Below are 22,614 nucleotides of genomic sequence, written 5' to 3'. Positions count from 1 at the left end.
CCGGATGGGGCACACTGCACAGACCACCGGCCCCACTCCGGACGCGCTCCACCCCGAACCTGCCTGCCCGTCACCGGGCCCCGGCCCCGACCCGCCGCGTTGCACCACCCGGCCCGGTCCGGCCGGACTTGCCACGACCAGTCGCGTGCACAACGCGAGAGAAAGGGGGGCCCGGTGCCCGGCGAGCGCATCCACCGGCTGTCGCACACGCGGGAGGTGGCCGCACCCGCCTCCACCCTCTACGCGCTGATCGCGGACCCCGAACGCTGGCCGCTCTACCTGCCGCGCAACATCTACGCCCAGCGCCTGGACTTCGACGGCGTCCACGAACGCGTGAGGGTGTGGGCACTGGCCGAGGGCCAGATCGTCTCCTGGACCGCCCACCGCACCCAGGACCCCGTGCGCCGCCAGATCACCTTCCGCCAGGACCTGCTCATGGAGCCCGCCACCTCGATGGCCGGCCGCTGGAGCGTGCAGCCGCTGGCGCCCGGCCGCTGCCGGGTGACCCTGGAACACGAGTTCACCGCCGCCCCCGACCGGCCCCAGGACGCCATCTGGCTCGCCCAGGTCACCACCGACAACACCCGCTCCACCCTGCGCAGCCTGCAGTTCCTGGCCGAACGCTGGACCCGCCTGGACGAACTGGCCCTCTCCTTCGCCGAGTCGATCCGCGTCAACGGGCCCGCCGAACTGGTCTACGGCTTCCTCTACGACGTCGCCGACTGGCCCGGCCAGCTCCCGCACGTGCGCCGGGCCGCCCTGGAAGAACCCCACCTGGGCATCCAGAAAGTCGCCCTGGAACTCACCGCCGCCGACGGCGGACCCGCCCGCAACGTGGCCGGCATCCGCATCTGCTTCCCGCACGCCGGACGCATCGTGCACAAGGCCACCGTGCCCCGCCCGCTGCTGGCCGCGCACTGCGGCGAATGGTCCGTGCTGCCCGACGAACGCGGCGTCACAGTGGTCGCCCAGCACCACGCCCTGCTGCGCGAGGACCACATCGAACAGGTCCTGGGCGCCGGCACCACCCTGGCCGAGGCCCGCCGCCGCATCCGCGCCGACCTCGCCCGCGACAGCCGCCAGACCCTGCAACTGGCCCGCCACCACGCCGAATCCGCCATCCGCGTCCTGTGACCCCGCCGGCCGGCCCCGCCTCCGCCGGCCCGGCTCCCACGGCAAAGCCCCTCCACCACCCGCAGCCCGCCCCGCCCCCTCCCGGGCCGCCCCCCCGCCCCGCCGGAGGAGAAGGCGGCGCGGACCCGCCCGTACGGCACACCAAGGCGACGCCCCCAGCCGCCCCCGCCCCACCCCGTGGCCGGCGCGAACCCCTGCGGACACACCCTCCCCGAAGCCGGAGCCCGGCCCCCGGGCCCGGCACCCCGCAAGGCCCCAGCCCCGGCATGCCCCGCCCGGCACCACGGCCCCCGGATCCCGCGGCCCCCAAGACGGACCGGGCCCGCGACGCAAGGACCCCAACAGGACACCGCCGCGCGGGTGTTGCGCAGGCCCCGCCACGGGAAGCGACCCCGCCACGGGAAGCGGCGCGACCCCGGGGGCGCGGGCGCGGCAGCCGGGCCCGGAGACCGCCGCCGACCTGCCGCAGGGGAAGTGCCGGGGCTCAGCGCCTGTGCCATGACCCTGGGTCGGATCAGCGGGCGCCGTCTGGTGCGTGCGACCGCAAGGCGCCGGAGCGTCCTGGGCGAGGCCCCCGGGGGCCCGTCAGGCCTGGGGAGGGGCTGCCTGGGCGGTTCGGCAACGCGGCACGGGCCCCTGGCCTTCCAGGCCTTGGGGGAGTGCGTGCCAGACGGCGACCACCCGGCTTCAGGGATATGACACAGCCTCTGGGCCGCCAGGCCTCCGGCGCGCACCCCCTGCGCACCCTGCGCGCACCCCCGGCGGCCCCCGCCCCGCCCCGGGACAGCCGCCAACTCGCCCCGAAGCAGCCGGAGATGTGGACGCCGCCGCTCCGCGCCGGGGCGGGCGCCCGCCCCGGGATCCGGTTTACACAACACCCCGGTGCAGTGACCTACGTCACTTTCGGAGTCCCTTGGTGCGGGGACGGCATCCGTGTCACTATTTCCGCACGACTTCCCTGCCCAAAGCCGGTTCTGGGGCGGTGGGTTGAGTGTCGTATCGCTTCCCCACCGCATTTATTCGCCCGTATGCCCTGACGCCCCGCGTCGACGTACGCGGGCCCGGCGGGGATTTTCGCCCTCCTTGATTTCGGCTCCTCGGCCGGGACGAAATCCGCCCCGGAAAAGGCCGCCCGCGCCTTGGCCGGCACCGGGTCCCGGGCCCGCCGGTATCCCCTCGCTCCGGTTCAAGTCCCGCTGCCGCGCGGGCCGTCAGCTGCGGGCCGTCTCGGGGCCGGGAAACGGCCGGCGGTGGGGGAGGGGCGGCCCCCAGGGGCGGGGAGAGGGGGCTTTCCCCTACCGCCCGGGCATCGACGTACCTGCCCGGGGCATCGACGTACCCGCTCGGGACCCGCAGCGCCCGCCCGCCACCGGACCCCGGCCGCACCGCGGCGACAAGTCCGCAGCCCCGCGCCACCCCCTCGCCCGCCAGGGCAGGACCGCGGCGCCGCGCCGTGAACCCGCACCCCAGCACCCCCGCACACCCGGCGCCCCCGCACCCCCGGCACCTCCCCGTCTCCCCACGCCCTGCCGCGCCCCCAACCCGCGCTTCGTTTCCCCCGGCCCGGCCCGCAGCCCACCGGTCATACGGTCCCCGCCCCCCCGCAAAGGGGGAGGACAGCACCCCCGCACCCTGCACCCGCTCCAAGCCCCACCCGGCCCCCGGGCCGGTCCGCCCGTGCCTCACCCGTGCCGCCTTCCCCGGCGCCCGGACCACCACCACCCCTGCCCCCGCGGGGCCCTGACCCGCAGGCCTCCACCGGTCTCGGCAAGCCCCAAGGAGCCCCAAGGAGCCTCAAGGAGCCCCATGGAGCCCCTGAGGAGGCCAAAGGCCGAGGGCTCCCCCCAAGGGCCCGAGCCCGAGCCGCATGAGGGCCCGAGCCCCAAGTGGGGGCAGGCGTGGTGGTCCGGGGCCGGCGAAGGCGGCGCGGCAGACGCCGTCACAGCAGCTGCCCTCGCCGCCGCCCGCCGGGCGGCACCGGGAGTGCGCGAAAGCTTCCTCACGTGCAGAAGGCAGACTCTAGAGAAAGTGGATTCCCGATATGCCTAGGCTATGCAAGCCGTCAGTGCGTGTGCCGGAATACGTCATCACAGCGGAAGAGACGCTTCAATTCGCCGAGAGGGTCCACGCCGGAAAGCCGCAACTGCCTCTGGCGCTGCGGCTGATCCGCAACACGGGGGTGCTGAAGCGGCATATCGTGCAGCCCATCGAGCAGACCCTGGCACACCCCGGCCTGACCGAGCGCAACCGCATCTATGAGGCGGAGTCCAAAAAGCGCACCCCCGAGGTCGTCGAGGAGGCCCTGGCCAACGCCCAGGTCAACGCCCGGGACATTGACGCGATCATCTACGTGTCGTGCACCGGGTTCCTCATGCCCTCGCTGACCGCCTGGCTCATCAACACGATGGGCTTTCGCTCCGACACCCGCCAGATCCCCATCGCCCAGCTGGGCTGCGCGGCCGGCGGCGCCGCCATCAACCGGGCCCACGACTTCTGCGTGGCCCACCCCGGCAGCAACGTCCTGATCGTCTCCTGCGAGCTGTGCTCGCTGTGCTACCAGCCCGACATGGACGACATCGGCTCGCTGCTCTCCGACGGCCTGTTCGGCGACGCGGTCGCCGCCGCCGTGGTGCGCGGCACCGGCGGCACCGGCATCGAGCTGGAGCGCAACTCCTCCTACCTCATCCCCCACACCGAGGACTGGATCTCCTACTCGGTGCGCGACACCGGCTTCCACTTCCAGCTGGACCGCCGGGTGCCCGGCACGATGGAACCGCTCGCCCCGGTGCTGCGCGAGTTCGCCGCCGGCCACCAGTGGGACGCCTCCAACCTCGACTTCTACATCGTGCACGCCGGCGGCCCGCGGATCCTCAACGACCTGGCCAAGTTCCTGGACGTGGACCGCAAGGTGTTCCGCCACAGCTGGTCGACGCTGACCGAGTACGGCAACATCGCCAGCGCGGTCGTCCTGGACGCGGCCCTGCGCCTGTTCGAAGAGGACACCCCGATGCCCGACGCCACCGGCCTGATCGCCGGCTTCGGCCCCGGCATCACCGCCGAGATGGCCCTGGGCCGCTGGAACAGCGACACCCCGCCCGCCGCCGGCTGACCCGCCCCCGCCCCGCCCCGCCCCGCCTCGCCCAGGCGCAGCAGGGCCGCGCGCCGCGCGAGATGTCCGCGACAACCGAAGGAAAACCATCACATGACTGCCAGCCTGATCGTCCCGCCCGGTGGGGGACGCACGCTGAAGACCCCGGCGCAGGAGGTGACCTTCAAGGCCACCCAGGCGCAGGGCTCCGCCGTCTCCATCTTCGAGGTGATCGTCCCGCCCGGCTTCGACGTCGGCGCCCACGTCCACCACGAGTCCCAGGAGTTCTTCTACGTCCTTGAGGGCGAGCTGGACCTGATGTGCTTCGAGCCCACCCGGCGCACCCGCGACACCTGGCACCACTGGCGCTCCGCCAGCGGCGAACGCGTCATCCGCGCCGCCGAGGGCGGCTGCATGTTCGTGCCGACCGGCACCCCGCACGCCTTCCGCAACGCCACCGACAAACCGGTCAAGATGCTCTTCCAGAGCTTCCCCTCGCCCGACCACGAGCAGTACTTCGAGGAGATCGCGGAGATCTGGGCACGCGGCACCACCGTCGACCCGGCCGCGGTGGAGGAGATGCGCAAGCGCTACGACGTCGAGGAACTCACCCCCCTGCGCTACCAGCCCCCCACCGCCACCGCTACCGCTGCGGCACCGCAGCCGCAGGGGACGTGACCGCCATGACCACCACCACACCCGCCACACCCGCCACACCAGCCTCTGCCGCCTCTGCTTCCGCCGCGGCGGCTGCCGCCGTGCCGCTGGTGCACGCCAGCCTGGGCGAGCAGGAACTGGCCGCCGTCGCCGAGGTGTTCGCCTCCGGCTGGCCCGCCGGCCAGGGCCCGCGCGGCAAGGCCCTGGAGGCCCAGCTCGCCCAGCGCTACGCCATGGACGCGGTCGCCCTGAGCAACTGCGGCGCCGCCCTGCACGTGGCGCTGCTCGCCCTGGGCGTGCAGCGCGGCGACGAAGTCATCGTCGCCGACTACACCTTCCCCGCCCCCGCCCACGCGGTGCGCTACCTGGACGCGGTGCCCGTCTTCGCCGACGTACGCCCCGACACCCACACCGTGGACGTCCAGGCCGTCGCCGACCTGATCACCGAACGCACCACCGGCATCATCGCGGTCGACACCGTCGGGCTGCCCGCCGACTACCGCGAACTGCAGGCCCTGGCCGACCGGCACGGCCTGTTCCTCATCGAGGACGCCGCCTGCGCGGTCGGCGCCACCTACCAGGGACGCCAGGCCGGCGCCCTGGCACCGGTGTCCTGCCTGTCCTTCCACGGCCGCAAGGGCGCCACCAGCGGCGAGGGCGGCGCGCTGCTGGCCGCCGACCCCGCCATCGCCGCCGACGCCCGGCTGCGCTCCTCCTTCGGCATCGGCAGCATCTTCGACCAGTCGAAGATCGTCGGCCTGCCCATCCCGGAGTTCACCGAGGTCGGCTACAACTTCAAACTCTCCGACATCGCCGCCGCCATCCTGCAGGTCCAGATCGGGCGGATCGACGAACTCCTCGCCCGCCGCACCCAGGTCGCCGCCGCCTACGGCGAACTCCTGGCCGACGAGGAACTGGTGACGCTGCCTCAGGTGCCCGCCGACCGCACCCACGCCTGGCAGTCCTACCTCATCGCCCTGGACGCGCGGGTGGACCGGGCCGCCCTCGCCGCCGACCTGCGCGGCCAGGGCATCGGCTGCGGCCACGGCACCTGGGCCAGCCACCTGCAGCCCGTCTTCGCCGCCCGCCAGGCCTGCCCCGTCTCGGCCGACCTGTTCGCCCGCCACCTGGCCATCCCCATGCACGCCGAACTCAGTGCCGACCAGATCGAACGCGTCGTGACGGTGCTGCGCACCGCCCTTCGCACCCACGCGGCCCCCGCGGGCCGGGGAGGAACCGCATGAGCGAGCACCAGCCCACCACGACCACCCCGCCCACCACCCGGCCCACCGGCTCCGGCCCGGACGCAGGCCCCGGCTCCGGCCCGGATGCCGGGCCGGACACCATCCTGCGGCTCATCAACGGCTACTGGTCCACCGGCATCCTGGGCGCCGCCGCCGAACACCGGCTGTTCACCCACCTCGAGGACGGCGCCCACGACGCCGCCCAGCTGGCCGCCCGCGCGCAGATCTCCGAACGCGGCGCCCAGACCCTGCTGGACGGCCTGGTCAGCATCGGCCTGCTCACCCTCGAACACGGCCGCTACCGCAACACCCCGGCCGCCTCCGCCTACCTGGTCGCCGGCCGGCCCGCCGACCTGTCCGCGATGGCCCGCCTCAAACTCACCCACATGGGCAAGCTGGCCGCCCTGCCCGAGGTGGTCCGCGCCGGCGGCCCGGTCAGCGACCCCACCACCGAAGTCGCCGACAACCCCCACTGGGGCCAGGTCGTGCCGGCCATCGCCGCCCAGTCGGTGCCCGCCGCCGCCATCGCCGCCGACGTGCTGGGCCTGTCCGAGGCCGGAGCGCTGTCCATCCTGGACGTCGGCGGCGGCTCGGGCATCTACTCCGCCACCTGGCTCAAGGCCAACCCCGCCGCCCGCGCCACCCAGCTGGACTGGGAACCCATCAACGCCATCGCCCGCCAACTCCTCGCCGAACGCGGCGTCGCCGACCGCTTCACCTGCATCGACGGCGACTTCCACACCACCGACTTCGGCACCGGCACCTACGACGTGGCGCTGTACTCCCACATCGCCCACCAGGAAGGCCCCGAGGACAACATCGCGGTCTTCACCCGCCTCAAGGACGCACTCAAGCCCGGCGGCGCCCTGGTGGTCTGCGACTACGTCGTCGACGACGACCGCTCCGGACCGCCCTTCCCGCTGCTGTTCGCCTCCGAGATGCTCCTCAAATCCCAGCAGGGCGGCACCTGGCGGCGCGCCGACTACCACGCCTGGCTCACCAAGGCCGGCTTCAGCGACATCACCTTCCACTCCGCCCCGCCCGCCACCCTGGTCATCGCCCGCTAACACCACCGGCGACGCCCGGCATTCAGCACCCGGCATTCAGCACTCAGAACACGAGGAAACAGCTGTGGACCCTGTGAACGTGTCCGTCATCTACTACAGCGCGACCGGCACCGTGCACGCCCTGGCTCAGGCCGTGGCCGAGGGTGCGGAGAAGGCGGGCGCCACCGTGCGGCTGCGCAAGGTCGCCGAGACCGCCCCCGACGCGGCGATCAGCGCCAACCCCGCCTGGGTGGAGCACCGGGCGGCCACCGCCGATGTCGCCGAGGCCACCCACGACGATCTCGCCTGGGCGGACGCGGTCCTGTTCGGCACCCCCAGCCGGTTCGGCAACCCCGCCAGCCAGCTGCGCGCCTTCATCGACACCACCGGCCCGCTGTGGTTCGCGGGCAAGATCGCGGGCAAGGTGTTCTCCGCGTTCACCGCCAGCAACACCGCCCACGGCGGGCAGGAGTCGACGATCCTGGCGCTGTCGAACACCTTCTACCACTGGGGCGGCATCATCGTGCCCCCCGGCTACACCGACCCCATCCAGTTCCAGTCCGGCAACCCCTACGGCACCTCACACGTCGCGAACGACGGGGCGCCGGGCGAGGTCGCCCTGCAGGCCGCCCGCCACCAGGCACGCCGCGTGGTGGACACCACCGCCGCGCTCAAGGCCGGCCGCGCCGCCGCCTGACCCGCCCCCGCCCTGCCCGGGGGCGGGGGTGGGTGAACCGGCCGGGCCCGCACGGGCTTCGGTCACAACCGTGCGGGCCCCGGCCGGTGGCCGGTGGGCGGGGCCGGGGGCGCGGCCGGTCGGCAGACCCGGCCCGAGGGGGCGCCCCCGGCGCCCCGGTGCGGCCCGGGGCAGCGACCGCCCGGCCCGGCACGGCCCGGCCCGACGGCGTCCGCCTCGTCCGCCTCACCCCTCCGACGACACAGCCCCGCGCAATGTGAGCCCGGCCCGGAAAAAAAAAGCCCCTCCGCCCACTGCCCCGGAGGACATCCGCCGCACCGGCACATGCCTCCGGGGGTATCCGCTGCACCGGCACATGCCTCCGGGGGCATCCGCTGCACCGGCGCATGCCTCCGGGGGGATCCGCTGCACCGGCGCGGCCGGACCGCCGCAACACCCCGGCCCCCCGCCCGGCCACACCACCGGCGGGGGCGCCCGCCCCGCGCTGCAGCCGCCCACCCTCGCCGCCCCGGCCCGGCCAACCACCCGCTCGCTGAGCGGAGTTGGCCCCGCCGGTGTGGCCGACCTGCTGCACCGCCGGAGCCCGCCTCGCCGCTGTAGCAGTGGGTGCGCCGCACCGCCGGGGCTCGCCGGTCGCGCTGCCGTGGCGGGCCGGTGTGCTGCTGGGGGCTCGTCGGTCGCGCTGCCGTGGCGGGCTGTTGCGCCGCTGGGGCTCGTCGGTCGCGCTGCCGTGGCGGGCTGTTGCGCCGCTGGGGGCTCATCGGTCCTGGCGCGGTGGGGCCCCCGTTGTGCCGCCGGGGCTCATCGGCCGCGCCGCTCGGCTGGGTCCGGTGTGCTGCTGGGGCTGTCGGGCGCGGTGCTGCGGCGGACCGTTGTGCCGCTGGGGGCTCACCGGTCACGGGCGCTGTGGCGGGTCTCGCGCCGCTGAGGCCCTCGGCCGCAGCACCGGGGCGGGACCAGCCCACTGCCCGGAAGACCCCCGCCACACCGTTACGCGGTGGCGGCGGCCTGCCTCGCCACCAGCACCCGCCTCGCCGCCCCGGCCACTCGCTCCCCGGCCACGCCCGCCCGCCCCACGACCCTGCCCGGCCCGCCCCACCGTCCCGCCCCGCCTCACCTCCCCGGGGCCGGGACACCACCATCACCATCTCGCCGTCCGGCCACCTCACCTAAGGAGACAGCCCCGATGAAGGGCTCCACGGTCTACGCATCGATCCAAAAGCGCGGTCTGCACCTCGGTCTCCTGCCGGAGATGGCCGCCGCCGTCAACGGCTCCGTCCCCATCACCCTCGACCACGACCTGCACGTCCTGCCCCAGGCCGGCCGCCGCCTGACCCTGGCCGAGTTCGCCGAGGCCATCGACGACCTCGCCGCCCGCCTGTGGGCGGCCGGCATCCGCCCCGACGAACACCTGGTCATCCACAAGAGCGCCAACGCCGACATCTGGATGCTGGGCGCCGCCGCCTCCCGCATCGGCGCCGTCCCGGTGATGCTCTCGCCCGCCCTGGACGCCCCCACCGTCGCCGCCCTCCTGCGCCGCCTGGAACGCCCCAGCCTCCTGACCGACCTGCCCAAACTCGACGCAGGCCTCGCCAAGGAAGCCCTGGCCGACCTCACCCGGCACGTCCTGATCACCGCCGGCGAACGCGAGGGCACCCAGTCCCTGGTCGCCCTCGCCCACGCCCCCCGCGTCACCCCGGTGGTCCGCCCCATCGACGAGGCCGCCGTCATCACCCACACCTCCGGCACCACCGGCCTGCCCAAACTCGTCGTGCACACCCCCCGCACCCAGGGCATCCGCCTGGTCCCGCAGTGGCGCCTGCTCACCCTGCTGCGCCGCAAGGACACCGTCGCCATCCACATCCCCTTCGTGCACTCCCGGATGGTCGCGGCGATGTCCCTGGCCCTGCTCAAAGAGCTGCCGGTCCTCCTGATGAACGAATCCGACCCCGACAGCGTCGCCGAGCAGTTCCTGGCCCACCGCCCCGGCTTCGTCGAGGCCCTGCCCAACTCCCTGATGGACTGGGAGGACCTGGCCGGCGACCCGCGCCGCCCCTTCGCCTCGGTGAAGATCTTCAGCAGCACCTTCGACGCCATCCACCCGCGTACCATGGGCCGCCTGCTGAACGCCTCCGACCGGCCCGGCGCCCTGTTCTTCCAGATCTACGGACAGAGCGAGGTCGGCCCGGCCGTCGGCCGCGCCTACTTCCGCAACTCCGCCCACAAGGCCAACGGCCGCTGCGTGGGCTGGGCCATGCCCGCCGGCGCCGCCAAGGTCCGCGTCGTCAGCCGCAACGGCAAGGCCCCCTCACCCACCAACCCCGGCTTCATCGAGGTCGCCTGGCCCGGCCTGGCCAAGACCTATTACGCCGAGCAGGACCGCTACGACACCAACCGCAACGGCGCCTGGTGGCGCACCGGCGACGTCGGCTACCGCACCAAACTGGGCTGCCTGCACATGCTCGACCGCGAGGTCGACATGATCGACGGAGTGCGCAGCTCCCTCGAGGTCGAGGACGTCGTCCTGGGACGGCTGCCGGAACTGAGCGAACTGGTCGTGGTCACCGGCCCCGACGACCGGCCCGTGCCCGTCGTGTGCACCGCCGACGACGCCCCCCTGGACCGCGCCCGCTGGCGCGCCGCGGTCACCGACTTCCCCCAGCTCGCCGACCCCGTCCAGCTCCCGCAGGCCGAACTGCCGCGCACCGCCACGCTCAAGGTCCAGCGCATCGCCCTGACCCAGCAGCTCCAACACCGCCTGCCCGACCCCGCCTGACCCACCCGCCCCCGGACTCCGAGCCCGACGGGACCCCTGCCCGGCGGGCCCCCGGCCGGGGGAGGAAGGGAGGGGAGCGGGGGGGGAGGGCGGTCCGGCTCCCCCGACGCCCCAGCGAACCATCCGCTGCCCAACGGGCCGCGGGCGGAGTGTGTGTACGTAACTCCGCTCACCCCCACAGAAGTTGCTCCGCCCGCCCCGCGCGGGGTTGGGGGCGGCGCTCTGTCCCGCATGCATCACCCGGCCCCGGCCACCGTCCCTCCCGGCCTGGGGCCGGGGGGGAGGGGGCGGGTAGTCCGGTGGCCCGGCCGTACGCCCCCGGTCGGCTGTCCGCCGCCCCGGCCCCGAACGGGGCGTGTGCACGTAACGCGGCCCACCGCCAATGGCGTTGCCCCGCCCCCATGGCCGGGGCGGGCTGCCCCGCACGCGCCACCCGGCCCCCGCCACCCGCCCCTCCCGGCCCGGGGACCGGGGAGGGGAGTGGGTGACCCGGTGTCCCGGACGCGCGGCCCTGCAGCCGACCGCCCGCCGCACCCGCTCCGCGCGGCGTGTGTGCGCAACCCGGGCTGCCACCAGGGAGGTTGCTCCGCCCCCGGCCGGGGGCGGGCTGCCCCGCACGCGCCACCCGGCCCCGGCCACCCGCCCCTCCCGGCACGAGGCCGGGGGAGTGGGCAGCCCGGCCCTCCTGCGCACGCCCGCAACCGGCCACCCGCCGCCCCACACCGCCCCGCCCCGCATACGGCGTGCGTACGTAACCCGACGTACCGCCACGGGAGTTGCTCCCCCCGGGGCGCCCGCCCCTCCCAGCCCCCCCACACCCACAAGCCACCACCCACGACTCACCACCGCACCACCCACACCCACCACTCACCCGCCCCCTTCCGCCAGGAGAGCCATGTCCCGCCGTCTGTTCACCTCCGAGTCCGTGACCGAGGGCCACCCCGACAAGATCGCCGACCAGATCAGCGACACCGTCCTGGACGCCCTGCTCAGCCAGGACCCCGCCTCCCGCGTCGCGGTCGAAACCCTCATCACCACCGGCCAGGTCCACATCGCCGGCGAGGTGACCACCACCGCCTACGCCGACATCGCCACCCTGGTCCGCCAGAAGATCCTCGACATCGGCTACGACTCCTCCGCCAAGGGCTTCGACGGCGCCTCCTGCGGCGTATCGGTGTCCATCGGCGCCCAGTCACCCGACATCGCCCAGGGCGTCGACACCGCCTACGAGAACCGCGTCGAGGGCGACCAGGACGAACTGGACCGCCAGGGCGCCGGCGACCAGGGCCTCATGTTCGGCTACGCCACCGACGAGACGCCCACCCTGATGCCGCTGCCCATCGAGCTGGCCCACCGCCTCTCGCACCGCCTGAGCGCGGTCCGCAAGGACGGCACCGTCCCCTACCTGCGCCCCGACGGCAAGACCCAGGTCACCATCGAATACCAGGGCAGCCGGCCCGCGCGCCTGGACACCATCGTCGTCTCCTCCCAGCACGCCGCCGACATCGACCTCACCGACCAGCTCACCCCCGACCTGCGCACCCACGTCGTGGAACACGTCCTTGACCGGCTCGCCGACGACGGCATCAAACTCGACACCGACGACTACCGCCTGTTCGTCAACCCCACCGGCCGCTTCGAGATCGGCGGCCCGATGGGCGACGCCGGCCTGACCGGCCGCAAGATCATCGTCGACACCTACGGCGGCATGGCCCGCCACGGCGGCGGCGCCTTCTCCGGCAAGGACCCCTCCAAGGTCGACCGCTCGGCTGCCTACGCGATGCGCTGGGTCGCCAAGAACGTCGTCGCAGCCGGCCTGGCCGCCCGCTGCGAGGTCCAGGTCGCCTACGCCATCGGCAAGGCCGAACCGGTCGGCCTGTTCATCGAGACCTTCGGCACCGCCACCGCCCCCCAGGCCGCCATCGAACAGGCCGTCACCGACGTCTTCGACCTGCGGCCCGCCGCGATCATCCGCGACCTGGACCTGCTGCGCCCCATCTACGCCCAGACCGCCGCCTACGGCCACTTCGGCCGCGAACTGCCCGAGCTGACCTGGGAGCGCACCGACCGCGCCGACGCCCTGCGCAAGGCCGTCGAAGCCGCCAACTGACCCCCACCAACCCCCACACCCCCCAACTCCCGGCCCTTCTCACCTCACATCACCCCCCACCCCTCACCCCTCGCCTCCCTCACCCTCACCTCCCGTCTCTCTTCGGCCACCGCCCGCCCCGCCCCTCGCGCGCGCCCGCCCGGCGCCCGCCCGGGGCGGGGCGGGCGGCCCCACACCGCCGACCCACCCAGCTTCAAGGAGTGCCTTGCCGTGCGTATCGCCGTGACCGGATCGATCGCCACCGACCACCTGATGGTCTTTCCCGGACGCTTCGCCGAACAGCTGCTCAAGGAACAGCTGGAGCGGGTCTCCTTGTCCTTCCTCGCCGACCGCCTGGAGGTGCGCCGCGGCGGCGTCGGCGCCAACATCGCCTTCGGCCTGGGCCTGCTCGGCCTGGACCCGATCCTGATCGGCGCCGCCGGCCTGGACTTCGCCGACTACGGCCACTGGCTGCGCGACCACGGCGTGGACACCGGCGCCGTCCAGGTCAGCGACACCCTGCACACCGCCCGCTTCGTGTGCACCACCGACCAGGACCAGAACCAGATCGCCACCTTCTACGCCGGCGCCATGGCCGAGGCCTCCCACATCGACCTCGCCGAGGTCACCGCCCGCACCGGCACCCCCGGCCTGGTCCTGATCGGCGCCGACGACCCCGAGGCCATGCTGCGCCACACCGCCGCCGCCCACCGCCTGAACATCCCGGTGGCCGCCGACCCCTCCCAGCAGCTGGCCCGCCTGGACGGCGAGCAGGCCCGCCGCCTGGTGGACGGCGCCCGCTGGCTGTTCACCAACGAATACGAGGCCGCCCTGCTGCTGGAGCGCACCGGCTGGAGCGAACCGCAGCTCCTGGACCGCGTCGGCACCTGGATCACCACCCTGGGCGCCGGCGGCGTCCTGCTGGCCCGCGCCGGCTGCCCCACGCTGCCCGTGCCCGCCGTCCCCACCGACAAGATCGCCGACCCCACCGGCGCCGGCGACGCCTTCCGCGCCGGCTTCCTGGCCGGCACCGCCTGGGAGCTGCCCCACGAACGCGCCGCCCAGCTCGGCTGCGCCCTGGCCACCACCGTCCTGGAATCGGTCGGCACCCAGGAGTACAAGCTCATCCCCGCCGACCTGAGCGCCCGCATCGACCAGACCTACGGAGCCGCCGCCGCCCGCGCCCTGGAGGCGCGGATCGAGGGGACCGCATGAGCAGCACACCCAGCAGCACGCCCCGTGCCCGCGCCGCCGCCCTGCGCCAGGCCCTGGCCACCCGGGTGGTGGTGGCCGACGGCGCGATGGGCACCATGCTCCAGGCGCAGGACCCCACGCTCGACGATTTCCAGCAGCTCGAGGGCTGCAACGAGGTCCTCAACGTCACCCGCCCCGACATCGTGCGCTCCGTGCACGAGGCCTACTTCGCGGCCGGCGTGGACTGCGTGGAGACCAACACCTTCGGCGCCAACCACGCCGCCCTCGGCGAGTACGACATCGCCCACCGCATCTTCGAACTCTCCGAGGCCGGCGCCCACATCGCCCGCCAGGTCGCCGACACCTTCGACGCCGGTGACGGCCGCCAGCGCTTCGTGCTGGGCTCGATGGGACCCGGCACCAAACTCCCCACCCTGGGCCACACCGACTTCGCCACCCTGCGCGACGGCTTCCAGGCCAACGCCGAAGGCCTCATCGCCGGCGGCGCCGACCTGCTCATCGTGGAGACCACCCAGGACCTGCTGCAGACCAAGGCCGCCGTCCTGGGCGCCCGCCGCGCCCTGGCCCTGGCCGGCCTGGACCTGCCCCTGGTGTGCTCCCTGGCCTTTGAGACCACCGGCACCATGCTCCTGGGCTCCGAGATCGGCGCCGCGCTCACCGTGCTCGAACCCCTGGGCATCGACATGATCGGCCTGAACTGCTCCACCGGACCGGCCGAGATGACCGAGCACCTGCGCCACCTGGCCCGCCACGCCCGCATCCCGCTGCTGTGCATGCCCAACGCCGGCCTGCCCGTCCTGACCAAGGACGGCGCGCACTTCCCGCTGGATCCCGACGGCCTGGCGGACGCCCAGGAGAGCTTCGTGCGCGACTACGGCCTCTCCCTGGTCGGCGGCTGCTGCGGCACGACGCCGGAGCACCTGCGCCAGGTCGTCGAGCGCGTCCGCGGCCTGACCCCGCCCGCCCGCACCCCGCACCCCGAACCCGGCGCCGCCTCCCTCTACCAGACTGTCCCGTTCCGGCAGGACACCTCGTACCTGGCGATCGGGGAGCGGACCAACGCCAATGGGTCGAAGAAGTTCCGTGAGGCGATGCTGGAGGGGCGCTGGGACGACTGTGTGGAGATGGCGCGCGATCAGATCCGTGAGGGCGCGCACATGCTCGATCTGTGTGTGGATTACGTGGGCCGCGACGGGGTGGCGGACATGGAAGAACTTGCCGGGCGGTTCGCCACTGCCTCCACGCTGCCCATCGTGCTGGACTCCACCGAGGTGCCGGTCATCCAGGCGGGTCTGGAGAAGCTGGGCGGGCGTGCGGTGATCAACTCCGTCAACTATGAGGACGGGGACGGTCCGGAGTCCCGCTTCGCGAAGGTGACCGCGCTGGCCAAGGAGCACGGGGCGGCGCTGATCGCGCTGACCATCGACGAGGAGGGCCAGGCCCGCACGCCCGAGCACAAGGTCGCCATCGCCGAGCGCCTGATCGCCGATCTGACCGGTAACTGGGGCATCCAGGAGTCGGACCTTCTCATCGATACGCTGACCTTCACCATCTGCACCGGTCAGGAAGAGTCCCGGGGGGACGGGATCGCCACCATCGAGGCGATCCGTGAGCTGAAGAAGCGTCACCCCGACGTGCAGACCACGCTGGGTCTGTCCAACATCTCCTTCGGCCTCAACCCGGCCGCCCGTGTCGTCTTGAACTCCGTGTTCCTGGACGAGTGCGTCAAGGCGGGTCTGGACTCCGCGATCGTGCACGCCTCGAAGATCCTGCCGATCGCGCGTCTGGAGGAGGAGCAGGTCAAGGTCGCCCTCGACCTGATCTACGACCGGCGCGCCGAGGGTTATGACCCGCTGCAAAAGCTGATGGAGCTGTTCGAGGGGGTCTCGACGAAGTCGATGAAGGCGGGCAAGGCCGAGGAGCTGCTGGCGCTGCCGCTGGAGGAGCGGTTGCAGCGGCGCATCATCGACGGTGAGAAGAACGGCCTGGAGGCCGATCTCGACGAAGCCCTGCGGGACACGCCCGCGCTGGACATCGTCAACAACACTTTGCTTGAGGGCATGAAGGTGGTCGGGGAGCTGTTCGGCTCCGGGCAGATGCAGCTGCCGTTCGTGCTGCAGTCCGCCGAGGTCATGAAGACGGCCGTGGCGCACCTGGAGCCGCACATGGAGAAGGTGGAGGGTGCGGAGGGCAAGGGCACCATCGTGCTGGCCACCGTGCGTGGCGACGTGCATGACATCGGCAAGAACCTCGTCGACATCATCTTGTCCAACAACGGCTACAACGTCGTCAACCTGGGCATCAAGCAGCCGGTCGCGGCGATTTTGGATGCCGCCGCCGAGCACAAGGCGGATGTCATCGGCATGTCGGGGCTGCTGGTGAAGTCCACGGTGATCATGAAGGAGAACCTTCAGGAGCTCAACCAGCGCCAGATGGCCGCCGACTATCCCGTCATCCTCGGCGGCGCCGCCCTGACCCGCGCCTATGTCGAGCAGGACCTGCACGAGATCTACGAAGGCGAAGTCCGCTACGCCCGCGACGCGTTCGAGGGCCTGCGGCTGATGGACGCCCTCATCGCCGTCAAACGCGGCGTGCCCGGCGCGAGCCTGCCCGAACTCAAGCAGCGCCGCGTACCCACCACCCCCGTCCTGGAGGTCACCCCGGACCAGGACCAGGGCCCGGTGCGCTCCGACGTCGCCCTCGACAACCCGGTGCCCACCCCGCCGTTCTTCGGCACCCGCGTCATCAAGGGCATCCCCCTCAAGGAGTACGCCGCCTGGCTCGACGAGGCCGCCCTGTTCAAGGGGCAGTGGGGCCTCAAGCAGGCCCGCACCGGCCACGGACCCACCTACGAGGAACTGGTGGAGAGCGAGGGGCGGCCCCGGCTGCGCGGCCTGCTGGAGCGGCTGCAGACCGAGAACCTGCTCGAAGCAGCCGTCGTGCACGGCTACTTCCGCTGCGTGTCCAAGGGCGAGGACCTGATCCTGCTGGACGAGACCGGCGCCGAACACACCCGCTTCACCTTCCCCCGCCAGCCGCGCGGGCGCCGGCTGTGCCTGGCCGACTTCTTCCGCCCCGAGGAATCCGGCGAGACCGACGTGGTGGGCCTGCAGGTCGTCACCGTCGGCGCCAGGATCGGCGAGGCGACCGCGGAGCTGTTCGCCGCCGACTCCTACCGCGACTACCTCGAACTGCACGGCCTGTCCGTCCAGCTCGCCGAGGCCCTCGCCGAGTACTGGCACGCCCGAGTGCGCGCCGAACTCGGCATCCACGCCGGCGACCCCCACGACATCGAGGGCATGTTCCGCACCCAGTACCAGGGCTGCCGCTACTCGCTGGGCTACCCCGCCTGCCCCGACCTGGCCGACCGCGCCAAGATCGCCGCCCTGCTGCGGCCCGAACGCATCGGCGTCCACCTCTCCGAGGAATTCCAGCTCCACCCCGAGCAGTCCACCGACGCGCTCGTCCTGCACCACCCCCAGGCCAGCTACTTCAACGCCGGAGGCCGCCCATGACCGCCCTGCGCGCCCTCATCGACCAGGACACCCCCAGCTTCTCCTTCGAGTTCTTCCCGCCCAAGAGCGACGCCGGCGCCCGCACCCTGTGGAAGGCCATCCGCCGCATCGAAACCCTCGCCCCCACCTTCGTCTCGGTCACCTACGGCGCCGGCGGCTCCTCCCGCGACCGCACCGTGGAGGTCACCAAACGCATCGCCGCCGAGACGACCCTGCGCCCCGTCGCCCACCTGACCGCCATCGGCCACTCGGTGGCCGAACTGCGCCACATCATCGGCCAGTACGCCGACGCCGGGGTCCGCGACGTCCTGGCGGTGCGCGGCGACCCGCCCGGCGACCCGGGCGCCCCCTGGACACCCCACCCCGACGGCTTCACCCACGCCCACGAACTGGTGCGCCTGGTCAAGGAGTCGGGAGACTTCAGCGTCGGGGTGGCCGCCTTCCCCGAACGCCACCCGCGCTCACCCGACTGGGACAGCGACATCCGCCACTTCGTCGCCAAATGCCGCGCCGGCGCCGACTACGCCATCACCCAGATGTTCTTCGACGTCGAGGACTACCTGCGCCTGCGCGACAAGGTCACCGCCGCCGGCTGCACCACCCCGATCATCCCCGAGATCATGCCGGCCACCGACGTCCGCCAGATCAGCCGCTTCGCGCAGCTCAGCGGCGCCGCCTTCCCCGAACACCTGGCCCACCGCCTGGAGGCCGCCCGCCACCAGCCCGCCGAAGGCCACCACATCGGCGTCGAACACGCCACCGCCATGGCCCAGCGCCTGCTCGCCGAAGGCGCCCCCGGCCTGCACTACATCACCCTCAACCGCTCGACGGCCACCCTCGAGATCCACCGCAACATCACCGACGCAAGGAGCACCCCGCATGACCTCGCAGCCCACCACTGACGGCCACGACTTCAAGGTCGCCGATCTCTCCCTGGCGGCGTTCGGCCGTAAGGAGATCACGCTGGCCGAGCACGAGATGCCCGGTCTGATGGCGATCCGCAAGGAGTTCGCCGCCGCCCAGCCGCTGGCCGGGGCCCGCATCATGGGTTCCCTGCACATGACCGTGCAGACCGCCGTGCTCATCGAGACCCTCGTCGCGCTGGGCGCGGAGGTCCGCTGGGTCTCGTGCAACATTTTCTCCACCCAGGACCACGCGGCCGCGGCGATCGCGGTGGGCCCCAACGGCACGCCCGAGGACCCGCGGGGTGTGCCGGTCTTCGCCTGGAAGGGCGAGAGCCTGGAGGAGTACTGGTGGTGCACGGAGCAGGCGCTGACCTGGCCGAACACGCCCACCGGCGGCCCGAACATGATCCTGGACGACGGCGGGGATGCCACCTTGCTGGTGCACAAGGGTGTCGAGTACGAGAAGGCCGGCAAGGTCCCGGCGGTGGAGACGGCGGAGAACGACGAGCACCGTGTCATCCTGCAGCTGCTCAACCGCACCATCAGTGAGGGTTCGCAGAAGTGGACCCAGCTGGCCTCGGAGATCCGTGGGGTGACCGAGGAGACCACCACGGGTGTGCACCGTCTGTATGAGATGCAGCGCGAGGGCCAGCTGCTGTTCCCCGCGATCAATGTGAACGACGCGGTGACCAAGTCGAAGTTCGACAACAAGTACGGCTGCCGTCACTCGTTGATCGACGGGATCAACCGTGCCACCGACGTCCTGATCGGCGGCAAGACCGCCGTCGTGTGCGGGTACGGCGATGTGGGCAAGGGGTGTGCGGAGTCGCTGCGCGGGCAGGGTGCGCGGGTGATCGTCACGGAGATCGACCCGATCTGCGCGCTGCAGGCGGCGATGGACGGCTACCAGGTGACCACGCTGGACGAGGTGGTGGAGAGCGCGGACATCTTCATCACCACCACGGGCAACAAGGACATCATCATGGCCTCGCACATGGCCCGGATGAAGCACCAGGCGATCGTGGGGAACATCGGTCACTTCGACAACGAGATCGACATGGCCGGTCTCGCGGCGATCGAGGGCATCGTCAAGGACGAGGTCAAGCCGCAGGTGCACACCTGGACCTTCCCCGAGGGCAAGGTCCTGATCGTCCTGTCCGAGGGGCGTCTGCTGAACCTGGGCAACGCCACGGGCCACCCCTCGTTCGTGATGTCGAACTCGTTCGCGGACCAGACGCTGGCGCAGATCGAGCTGTTCACCAAGCAGGAGCAGTACCCCACGGATGTCTACGTGCTGCCCAAGCACCTGGACGAGAAGGTGGCCCGTCTGCACCTGGATGCTCTGGGCGTGAAGCTGACCACGCTCACCCCGGAGCAGGCCGCCTACATCGGCGTCGAGGTCGAAGGCCCCTTCAAGCCCGACCACTACCGCTACTGACCCACCCGCAACGCCCCCCTGTGCGGGGGCCGTTGGAAGAACGCCCCGCACGGGGCCGTCGGAACAGGAGAAGCAGGTGCACGACACCGAACAGGAGGACCCCGGCCCGCCCGGACCGGCCACGGCCCTGGCCCTGCCCCCGGCCCCGTACGCCACCCCGCCGCTCCGGCTCGCCGGCATCGACGAGGACGACACGTTCGAGAGCCACCTCGTGCGCGGCATCGACTGACACCCTCCCCGCCGACGGTCCCGGGGCCCGGGCCGAGCCCGGGCCTCAACAGGGCCCGCACCGGGAGGCAGTTCCCAGACGCCGGAACCAACGCGGCTGCCGCGGCCACGGGTTGGGGTGAACCGGCCCCTGTGCGGGCCCGCGGACGTTCGCTCTTTGCGGCCGGTTCGAGCGGACATCGAGCGGGTCCGGAGCGGCCAGGGGCGACGATGGCGCCCTGCCCCCACCCATGAGCACCGCCACCACCCCCGCCGTCCCATCGCCTGCAACCGGCACCGCCCGCACCACCCCCGGCCCTTTTCGGGGGTGGTGGTGCGCCGTACGTCCGACCGGGGCCCGACATCCAGAGCGCGGGCCCCTGTTCCTAGGAGGAGCGATGTCCACAGCCGCCGCCGAAGGCCCCAACGCCCTGAGCGACATCGGGGACGCCCTCGCCGAGGCCGGAGCGGCCTCGCTCACCGGCGAACGCGCCCAGCTGGCCGAAGGCCTGCTGCGGGCCGCCCTGACCAAGTGGGAGGACCCCCAGGCCCGGCCGCAGCTCCTGGGCGCCTTCGGCGCCGTGTTCGCCGACGACCAGGGCGCCGCCCGCATGCGCGACTTCATGTCCCGCCAGATCTTCCAGCAGCTGGCCGCCTCCCTGGACGAGCCCCCCAAGGACTTCGACGAGGTCGCCGAGGCGCTCGGCGTGCCGCCGATGAACATCAACGCCGCCCAGGCCCAGGTGTGGGGCGTGGCCGTGCTGCGCTACGTCGTGAAACTGGAGCCGATCGCCTCCGCCTCGGTCGACGAGGTCGTCGCCCTGGTCTCGCCCACCATCCAGCGCTACCTGGTCGGCTGACCCGCCCGCCCCCGGCCCCGTCCCGCCCGGCGGCCACCGGAGGCGAAGTCCCCCCTCACATTCCGCGGCCCTGTTTCGTCGTACCGGTGGAGACGGCGCCAACCCGCGCACAGCGGGCGCGGGCCCCTCACCGGCGTCGGCCGGAATGTCCGCGCGGGCGGCCTTCTTGGTCGCACATCATTCGGAGGAAGTAATCAGGCCATGAGTACTCTCGACAAAGAGTCCACGGGCGGGGCGGAAGCCCCCGCTGGCGACCCGCGGCGTTGGAAAGCGCTGGCCATTTTGGCCGCCATTCAGTTCATGCTCGTCATGGACGTCACGATTGTGCTCGTCGCGCTTCCCGAAATCAGGGGTGATCTGACCTTCTCCACCGAGGGCGACCTCGCCTGGGTCATCAACGGCTATGTGCTGATGGCCGGCGGATTCCTGCTGCTGGGCGGCCGACTGGCCGACATGTACGGCCGCCGCAAGATCTTCATGGTCGGTGTGGTCTGCTTCGGTGTCGCCTCGGCCACCTGCGGCGCCGCGGTGTCCTCCGGCATGCTGGTCTCCAGCCGCTTCGTGCAGGGTCTGGGCGAGGCGCTGTGCGGCCCGGCCGCGCTCGGCATGATCCCCGTGCTCTTCCCCGACGCCAAGGAGCGGATGAAGGCACTGGGCGTATGGGGCGGCACCGCCGCCCTGGGCGGCGTCATCGGGTCGGTCGTCTCCGGCGCCCTGACCGAGTACGTCGACTGGCGCTGGATCTTCTACATCAACATCCCCATCGCCATCGCCGCGCTGATCCTGGTCCCCAAGGTCATGCCCGAGAGCCGCATGGAGCGCGAGGGCCGCAGCGTCGACGTCGTCGGCGCGGTCTCCATCACCGGCGGTCTCGTCGCCGTCGTCTACGGCCTGATCAAGGCCGCCGACCACTCCTGGGGCTCCTCCACCGTGCTGCTCCCGCTGCTCGGCGGCATCGGCATCCTGCTCCTGGCGGCCATCTGGGAGACGCGCACCGCCGACCCGATGGTGCCCATCCGCTTCTTCACCAACCGCACCCGCGTCACCTCCAACGTCGTGACCCTGGCGCTGCTGGCCAGCTTCCACTGCTACGCCTTCCTGCTCATCATGTACATGCAGGATGTCCTCGAGTACTCGCCGATCAAGTCGGGCATGGCCGTGGTGCCGCTGGCCTTCGCGATGGGCGCCGGCATGGGCGCGGCCTCCGCACTGATGCCCCGCATCGGCGTCAAGGCGGTCCTGGCCATCGGCTTCGGCGGCGCCGCCGCGGGCCTGGTCGTCGCCTCCACCCTGGAGTCCGACTCCACCTACCTCAACGGCGTCCTGCCCGGCATGATCGTGTTCGGCCTGTTCAGCGCCATGTGCTACCCGGCCCTGGTCAACGGCGCGCTCTACCAGGTCACCGGCAAGGACTCCGGTCTGGCCTCCGGCGTGCAGACCGCCATGCAGCAGATCGGCGGCGCGCTCGGCCTGGCCACCCTGGTGCCGCTGGCCATCCGCTACGCCACCGACCACATCGGTGACGGTGTCATCCCCACCGTTGCGCAGTCCGACGGAACCTCGCGCGCCTTCCAGGTGGGCGCCATCCTGGTGGCCGTCGCCGCGGTGCTCGTCGTTGTCCTGATGCAGAAGGTCGACGCCACCCCGCGCAACGTGCTCGCCGAGGCCGAGGGGGAGCCCGACGCCGAGACGGCCCCAAAGCCCGCCGCCACCGGCGTCTCCTCCTGACCGCGCGCCGGGCCG

Annotated in this window: 15 protein-coding genes; all 15 read left to right on the top strand. The window is 72.6% G+C overall.

Annotation, left to right across the window (positions count from 1 at the left end):
* Positions 1 to 174: 174 nt before the first annotated feature.
* Positions 175 to 1,134 carry an aromatase/cyclase gene (locus DEJ47_RS00640; protein WP_150163977.1) on the top strand — a complete coding sequence of 320 codons (960 nt, stop codon included), beginning with the start codon at positions 175 to 177 and terminating at the stop codon, positions 1,132 to 1,134.
* A 2,041-nt stretch (positions 1,135 to 3,175) separates the two neighbouring features.
* Positions 3,176 to 4,243: a type III polyketide synthase gene (locus tag DEJ47_RS00630; RefSeq protein ID WP_150163975.1), complete on the top strand. Its 1,068-nt coding sequence runs from the start codon at positions 3,176 to 3,178 to the stop codon at positions 4,241 to 4,243.
* Positions 4,244 to 4,336: 93 nt separating this feature from the next.
* Entirely contained in the window at positions 4,337 to 4,900 is a 564-nt protein-coding gene (locus DEJ47_RS00625) for a cupin domain-containing protein (protein WP_150163974.1), read from the top strand.
* Between the two features lie 5 nt (positions 4,901 to 4,905).
* Positions 4,906 to 6,123, top strand: coding sequence for a DegT/DnrJ/EryC1/StrS family aminotransferase (locus DEJ47_RS00620; RefSeq protein ID WP_150163973.1), 1,218 nt, complete (start codon positions 4,906 to 4,908; stop codon positions 6,121 to 6,123).
* Positions 6,120 to 7,190: a class I SAM-dependent methyltransferase gene (locus DEJ47_RS00615; RefSeq protein WP_150163972.1), complete on the top strand. Its 1,071-nt coding sequence runs from the start codon at positions 6,120 to 6,122 to the stop codon at positions 7,188 to 7,190. Before DEJ47_RS00620 ends, DEJ47_RS00615 begins: the two co-directional genes overlap by 4 nt.
* A 64-nt stretch (positions 7,191 to 7,254) precedes the next feature.
* Complete coding sequence (wrbA, locus tag DEJ47_RS00610; RefSeq protein ID WP_150163971.1) at positions 7,255 to 7,866, top strand: NAD(P)H:quinone oxidoreductase; 612 nt, start codon at positions 7,255 to 7,257, stop codon at positions 7,864 to 7,866.
* 1,186 nt (positions 7,867 to 9,052) lie between these two features.
* Positions 9,053 to 10,642, top strand: coding sequence for a class I adenylate-forming enzyme family protein (locus tag DEJ47_RS00605; RefSeq protein ID WP_150163970.1), 1,590 nt, complete (start codon positions 9,053 to 9,055; stop codon positions 10,640 to 10,642).
* 895 nt (positions 10,643 to 11,537) lie between these two features.
* Positions 11,538 to 12,752 (top strand): methionine adenosyltransferase, encoded by a 1,215-nt coding sequence (metK, locus tag DEJ47_RS00600; RefSeq protein ID WP_150163969.1) that lies wholly within the window; start codon positions 11,538 to 11,540, stop codon positions 12,750 to 12,752.
* Positions 12,753 to 12,962: 210 nt separating this feature from the next.
* Positions 12,963 to 13,946, top strand: a complete 984-nt coding sequence (locus tag DEJ47_RS00595; protein ID WP_150163968.1) for a carbohydrate kinase family protein — start codon at positions 12,963 to 12,965, stop codon at positions 13,944 to 13,946.
* A complete protein-coding gene (gene metH / locus DEJ47_RS00590) occupies positions 13,943 to 17,461 on the top strand; it encodes a methionine synthase (RefSeq protein ID WP_150163967.1) in 3,519 nt (1,172 codons plus the stop codon). The genes DEJ47_RS00595 and metH overlap by 4 nt, the downstream gene beginning before the upstream one ends.
* Positions 17,458 to 18,363, top strand: a complete 906-nt coding sequence (metF, locus tag DEJ47_RS00585) for a methylenetetrahydrofolate reductase [NAD(P)H] (RefSeq protein ID WP_150163966.1) — start codon at positions 17,458 to 17,460, stop codon at positions 18,361 to 18,363. The genes metH and metF overlap by 4 nt, the downstream gene beginning before the upstream one ends.
* Positions 18,341 to 19,804: an adenosylhomocysteinase gene (gene ahcY / locus DEJ47_RS00580; RefSeq protein WP_150163965.1), complete on the top strand. Its 1,464-nt coding sequence runs from the start codon at positions 18,341 to 18,343 to the stop codon at positions 19,802 to 19,804. The genes metF and ahcY overlap by 23 nt, the downstream gene beginning before the upstream one ends.
* 76 nt (positions 19,805 to 19,880) lie before the next feature.
* Positions 19,881 to 20,033, top strand: a complete 153-nt coding sequence (locus DEJ47_RS00575; RefSeq protein WP_150163964.1) for a surface protein — start codon at positions 19,881 to 19,883, stop codon at positions 20,031 to 20,033.
* Between the two features lie 376 nt (positions 20,034 to 20,409).
* Entirely contained in the window at positions 20,410 to 20,871 is a 462-nt protein-coding gene (locus DEJ47_RS00570) for a hypothetical protein (RefSeq protein WP_150163963.1), read from the top strand.
* A 201-nt stretch (positions 20,872 to 21,072) separates the two neighbouring features.
* The gene (locus DEJ47_RS00565; protein WP_150163962.1) at positions 21,073 to 22,599 is read left to right on the top strand and encodes an MFS transporter; all 1,527 of its coding nucleotides are present in this window, start codon (positions 21,073 to 21,075) and stop codon (positions 22,597 to 22,599) included.
* Positions 22,600 to 22,614: the final 15 nt, after the last annotated feature.

The sequence above is a fragment of the Streptomyces venezuelae genome (assembly GCF_008642355.1).
Lineage (GTDB): Bacteria > Actinomycetota > Actinomycetes > Streptomycetales > Streptomycetaceae > Streptomyces > Streptomyces venezuelae_B.
The sequence above is the reverse complement of the archived record's forward strand: the minus strand, read 5'-3'. Positions and strand labels throughout refer to the sequence as shown.